Raw genomic sequence first — 1,789 nt, 5'->3', positions numbered from 1 at the left:
GCGCAATGGCGCGAGCTGCTCGCACCGCTGCGCGCGATCGACGCCTGGTCGTGGCGCGAGGCGCCGGCGGGCGAGGGCGCCGCGCAACCCGCGCCGGCCGCGCCGCTGACGCTGCATCCCGAATCGCTGGCCTATGTGATCTACACCTCGGGCTCGACCGGCACGCCGAAGGGCGTGGCGATCGCGCACGGCGCGCTGGCCCTGCACCTGGGGGACTTCCTGCACGACCACCGCATCGCGGAAACCGACACGGTGCTGCAATCCTCCACCATCAATTTCGACGTCGCGCTGCACGAGCTGTTGCCGGCGCTGATCGCGGGCGGGCGCGTGGTGATGCGCGGCCCGCGCGCCTGGGAACTGGACACGCTCAACCGCACGCTGATCGACGAGCGCGTCACCTTTGCGCGAATCCCGACCGCGCTGTGGCAGCAATGGCGCATCGCGCTGCCGGCCGCGCAGGACCTGTCGCTGCGGCAGATCACGGTGGGCGGCGAGGGCCTGCCCGGCGATGCGCTCGCGAAGTGGCTCGACGGCCCGCTCGCGAGCGTGGCGATCGACAATCTCTACGGGCCCACCGAAACCACGGTGGCCGCGCTGCATCATCCGGTCGGCGTCGCGGACGCTTCCAGCGCGATCGTCGCGATCGGCCGCTGCTACCCGTCGCGCCATGCCTATGTGGCCGACCTGGACGGCAACCGCGCGCCCGACGGCGCGCTCGGCGAACTCTGCATCGGCGGGCCGACGCTCGCGCACGGCTACCTGGGCCGGCCCTCGCTGACGGCCGAGCGCTTCGTGCCCGATCCGACCGGCGCGCCCGGTTCGCGCGTCTATCGCAGCGGCGACCTGTGCCGCGCGCGGCCCGATGGCGTGATCGACTTCCTCGGCCGGCTCGACCAGCAGATCAAGCTGCGCGGCCATCGCATCGAGCTCGGCGAGATCGAGGCGGCGCTCAGGCGTGCAACCGGCGTGCGCGAGGGCGTGGTCGAGCTGCGCGGCGCGGGCGAGCGCAAGCGGCTGGTGGCCTACTACACCGGCGAGGCCAGCCCGCAGGCGGTGCGCGAGGCGCTCGCGGCCGGCTTGCCGGCCTCGCACCTGCCGTCGGTCTGCGTCGCGCTGGCCGCGCTGCCGACGCTGCCCAACGGCAAGCTCGACCGGCGCGCGCTGCCCGAGCCCGACGATACCGTCGAGACCGGCGCGGTGCCGCCCGAAGGTCCGCTCGAAACCGCCTTGCTGGCGATCTGGCAGACCGTGCTCGGGCGCGGCGATTTCGGCGTGACCGACAGTTTCTTCGCGCTCGGCGGCGATTCGATCTCCAGCCTGCGCGTGATCGCCCAGGCGCGCTCGGCGGGCTGGATCGTGACGGCGCGGCAGGTGTTCGAGCATTCGAGCGTGCGCGAGCTGGCACGGGTCGCCGAGCGCGCCGAGGCGGGCGAGGGCGGCACGAGTGACGGGGGCGACGGGGGCGACGCGGGCGACGAAGCCGCCTCGGACATGCCGCTGGCGGCGCCGCTCGTGCCGATGCAGCACTGGTTCTTCGAGCAGTTCCCCGATGCGCCTTCGCGCTGGAACCAGTCGGTGCTGCTGGCCAGCGCCGAGTCGCTCGATGCCGGCGCCTTGCGCGGCGCGCTGGCGGCGGTGCTGGCCACGCACGACGCGCTGCGCGCGCGTTTCACGCGCGAGGCGGCCGGCCAGGCCTGGACGCAGACCATCGTGCCGGCTTCCGACGCGCTGGCCGAGGCGGCTTTCGAGACGATCGAGCTGGGCGAGGGCGCAGCGACCGGGACGGCCG

Annotated in this window: 1 protein-coding gene; it reads left to right on the top strand. The window is 74.0% G+C overall.

Annotated elements, in window-relative coordinates:
- Positions 1–1,789: AMP-binding protein (locus F3J18_RS37135; RefSeq protein ID WP_166917150.1), on the top strand; the 1,789-nt coding region annotated here is incomplete at both ends.

This window comes from Burkholderia sp. Ax-1720 (genome assembly GCF_011753035.1).
GTDB lineage: Bacteria > Pseudomonadota > Gammaproteobacteria > Burkholderiales > Burkholderiaceae > Burkholderia > Burkholderia gladioli.
This window is presented reverse-complemented; position numbering and strand designations above follow the sequence as displayed.